Origin of the sequence: Ilumatobacter sp., assembly GCF_041688325.1 — a bacterium.
In the GTDB taxonomy this organism is placed as follows: domain Bacteria; phylum Actinomycetota; class Acidimicrobiia; order Acidimicrobiales; family Ilumatobacteraceae; genus Ilumatobacter_A.
In genome coordinates this window covers 1-3,625 of sequence record NZ_JBDNIJ010000368.1, presented here as the reverse complement: position 1 = coordinate 3,625, position 3,625 = coordinate 1, and the positions used below count along the sequence as shown (strand labels likewise).

Genomic DNA, 3,625 nt, shown 5'->3' with positions numbered 1-3,625 from the left:
CTCGTCGACGACGGATCCATCCCGCACCACAAAGCCGGTTCCCACCGCCGCATCACTCTTGCCAATGTCCTTGCCTTCAAAGCGCACCGAGACAACGAAAGTCACACAGCTCTCGCCGAGATTCAGCAACTCGCCGACGACACGGGCATGGACCTCTGACAACAGCTGTGTCTCGGCCGATAGCGGTACTCGACGCCAACGTTCTCTACGGAATCGTTCCAACAGACCTCCTCATCACGCTCGCAATCGAGGGCGTGTATCGGCCGCACTGGACCGATGCGATCTGCGATGAAGCAATTCGGAACATCGGAGATCGTCACGTTCTCGCGACCGCAGTGACCGTCGGTGCAGAAGCATCGTGACCGAGAACCTTCGACACTTCACACCACCCACATGAGCACCCCACGGCATTGTCGCCATGACGCTCGACGACTTCATCAGCGAACTCTTCGACAATCACGAATCGGTCATCGTCGACGCGATCAGAGAGATGGCGGGTCGACGGCAACGGCCACACACCTCCCCAGCCGAACTCCTCGAAACCTTGCGCCGCTACATTCCAAACACCATCGAGCGACTTCGGCAATAGTCGACGTTTGGCGATGCGGTCATCATGCTGACCATCATCTCGATCGGCCCGCTGTGCGTGCCGCATGCGTGCCACGCACAGAGGAAACAAAGGGACCGCTAGAACTGGCCGACCCCGGCAGAAAGAGCCAACAATCCAGAGTGAGCCCAGGCCTGGCCAGCCGAACGAGAACGTCGGCGCCCCATCAATCGGGAACACCTTCTCGGGAAGATCTGCGCATAACGCTTCCCCGAGGGACGGCTACGCTGAGGACATGGCGAACATCGAGATCTCGAATGAGGTCCTCGACCGGATCGAGGCAGAAGCAGCGCGCCGCCACATGACTCTCTCCGAAGTCATCACTGACCTCGCTCACAGCCTTCCGCCAGTCCAGTCTCCGTCTGGGCGAACTGCTCCAGCGTTTGTGGCTGCCGGTGAATCGGGTGGCGGAATCACCGACCGGATCGACGAACTACTCGCTGACGGCTTCGGCCGAAGCTGACAATGCTGATCGTCGACACCGGCGTTCTCGTCGCTGCCGCTGATCGTTCTGACCCGCAACACAGCCGGTGCGCTCCGCTGGTTGCCGGCGCAAGCGGCCAAATGCGTACAACCGCGATGGTGATCGCTGAAGCCGCTTATCTGATCGAACGGGAACTCGGACCACGCATCGAGCGGCTGTTGTACGACAGCATCATCGCTGGCGAGCTCATCGTCGAGCACCTCACTATCGATGATTGGAAACGCACGGCCGAACTCGTCACCCGTTACGCCAGCCTTCCGCTCGGCGGGACCGATGCGAGTCTCATGGCCCTCGCGGAGCGACACGAACGGACCGAGATCGCAACGCTCGATCACCGGCACTTCACCGTCGTCCGCCCGGACCACGTTGACGCCTTCACTCTCTTGCCGTAACCCAACCACTTCAAAAGTGGCCGTGCCACATACGTGCCACGCACAGAGGAAAACAAGGGACAACAGCGGTCAACAAGCGCCGCTGCGAACCACGGCTAACCCCCTGCTCAACCGGCATTTCCCCAGTGTATGGACCTCCTGCACCATCAACTTGGCCTAGCTTCCCAAGCTGAATACGCGGGTTCGATTCCCGTCATCCGCTCCATATAACACCAGGTCAGAGGCTGTGTTTCACTGCAGATGCTTCATCTTCGTGCCTTTTTCGTGCCTAGGTGGCTGGTGTTTTTCGTAGCGGATGGTGCTCGCGTTCGCGGGTGGGTTCTGCGAAAATCTGGGTCATGCAGATCGAGGTTGAGCGGTGACGTTGGGGCTGACGCCGACACAGGCGGATCTGTTGCGTGGGACGGGGTTCGTTGCGGACCGTGTCGCCGAGGATTCGATTTGGGCGGTGCTCTCCCGCGATGGCGACCGACTGTTCGGCGACGATCTGTTCGCTGATCTGTTCACAACAACGGGTCGCCGCTCGGTGCCACCGAGGATCGTGGCCACGGTGATGGTGTTGCAACGCTGGTCGGGGATGTCGGATCGTGAAGCTGTTGCAGCGTTCGAGTTCGACGCCCGTTTCAAGTACGCGTGTGGCGGTTTGGCGTTCGATTATCCGGGGTTCGCGCACACCGTGCTGGTCGATATGCGTGCCCGCCTGGCACGGTCGGATCGGCCGCGACGGATCTTCGATGTCGTGTTGGACGCAGCCCGCCAGGCCGGGGTAGTGGGAACGAAACGGGCGTTGGATTCCACACCGTTGTATGACGCGGTCGCAACTCAGGACACGGTGACGATGATCCGTTCCGCGATCCGCCAACTCCTCGCTGCTGCCGGCACGGACCTTGAGACCGAACTTCGCAAGGTGCTGGTGCGTGATGACGAGTACGGCTCGGCGGGCAAACCGGTGTGTGATTGGGACGACCCGACCGCACGCACCGACCTCATCGATGCCCTCGCCACCGACGCCCACGGGTGTCTCGCCGTGTTGGATGACCGCGATCTGGGTGTCGAGGTCGCCCGGATCGGCGAGTTACTCGCAGCGGTGGTTGGCCAAGACCTCGAACAAGCAGACGATGGCCGGTTCCGGATCGCCCGCCGGGTGGCCAAGGATCGGATCATCTCGACCGTTGATCCCCAAGCCCGTCACGGTCACAAGACCGCGGCGCGCGGGTTCGACGGCTACAAGGGCCACATCGCGGAAGATCCCGATTCGGAGATCATCACCGACACCAAAGTGACCGCCGGCAACGCCTCAGACGGCTCCGTCGCCCACGACCTGATCGCCGATCTGCTCAACAACGACGACCTCGATGCCGACACCGATGCCGAGCCCGGCGACGCTAATGCCGACACCGGTGACGGCGAGAAGCCGAGTGTGTATGGCGACGCCGCGTACGGGACCGGCGAGTTCCAGGATCGTCTCGACGACGCTGGCATCGACTCGAAATGCCGCACCCAACCGCCCGCCACACCCAAGGACCGCTACGGCAAAGACCGTTTCACCATCGACCTCGATGCCGAGACCGTCACCTGCCCCAACGCGATCACCGTCACGATCCGTCGCGGCGTCTACGGCGACGGGATTGCCTACTTCGCAACCGCGTGCGCGACGTGTCCGCTACGCGACGAATGCACCCAAGCCGCCAACGGTCGCACCATCCGGGTCGGTGTCTACGAAGCTGTCCTCGCCCGCCACCGCTCGCGTCAACAAGACCCGGCCTGGCGTGACGACTACCGCGCCACCCGCCCCAAAGTCGAACGCAAACTCGGGCACCTGATGCGCCACCGCCACGGCGGACGACGCGCCCGCATGCGCGGCTCCACCAAAATCGATGCCGACTTCAACCTCCTCGCCGCAGCCGCCAACCTCGCACGCCTCGCCATCCTCGGAATCCACTCCAACCCCACCGGATGGGCCACCTGAACAACCGAAACCGTCGAACTCGCCAGCAACCACGAGCGTGCGGGTGCGGTTTTAACGGGTCGTTTCGAGGGTCGGGCAGTGTGACGATGGCCGGCTCGTCTCGGGTGCTCGCTCGACCCCACGGGTCCGCCGTCAGCACCGACCGAACCCGCCGTTCGACACCAGCCACCTAG

The 3,625-nt window shown here is 62.6% G+C and carries 5 protein-coding genes; all 5 read left to right on the top strand.

Annotated features, from left to right (window positions below; translation table 11 throughout):
* Nucleotides 1-167 precede the first annotated feature (167 nt).
* The 5 genes from ACH2EI_RS18900 (at nt 168) to ACH2EI_RS18880 (ending at nt 3,452) form a co-directional block, all read left to right on the top strand.
* Entirely contained in the window at nt 168-362 is a 195-nt protein-coding gene (locus ACH2EI_RS18900) for a hypothetical protein (protein WP_395157202.1), read from the top strand.
* Nucleotides 363-418: 56 nt separating this feature from the next.
* The gene (locus tag ACH2EI_RS18895) at nt 419-589 is read left to right on the top strand and encodes a hypothetical protein (protein WP_395157200.1); all 171 of its coding nucleotides are present in this window, start codon (nt 419-421) and stop codon (nt 587-589) included.
* A 253-nt stretch (nt 590-842) separates the two neighbouring features.
* Entirely contained in the window at nt 843-1,070 is a 228-nt protein-coding gene (locus tag ACH2EI_RS18890; protein ID WP_395161157.1) for a hypothetical protein, read from the top strand.
* Between the two features lie 2 nt (nt 1,071-1,072).
* Complete coding sequence (locus ACH2EI_RS18885) at nt 1,073-1,483, top strand: type II toxin-antitoxin system VapC family toxin (protein ID WP_395161155.1); 411 nt, start codon at nt 1,073-1,075, stop codon at nt 1,481-1,483.
* 358 nt (nt 1,484-1,841) lie between these two features.
* Nucleotides 1,842-3,452 carry an IS1182 family transposase gene (locus ACH2EI_RS18880; RefSeq protein WP_395161153.1) on the top strand — a complete coding sequence of 537 codons (1,611 nt, stop codon included), beginning with the start codon at nt 1,842-1,844 and terminating at the stop codon, nt 3,450-3,452.
* The last annotated feature ends 173 nt before the right edge of the window (nt 3,453-3,625 follow it).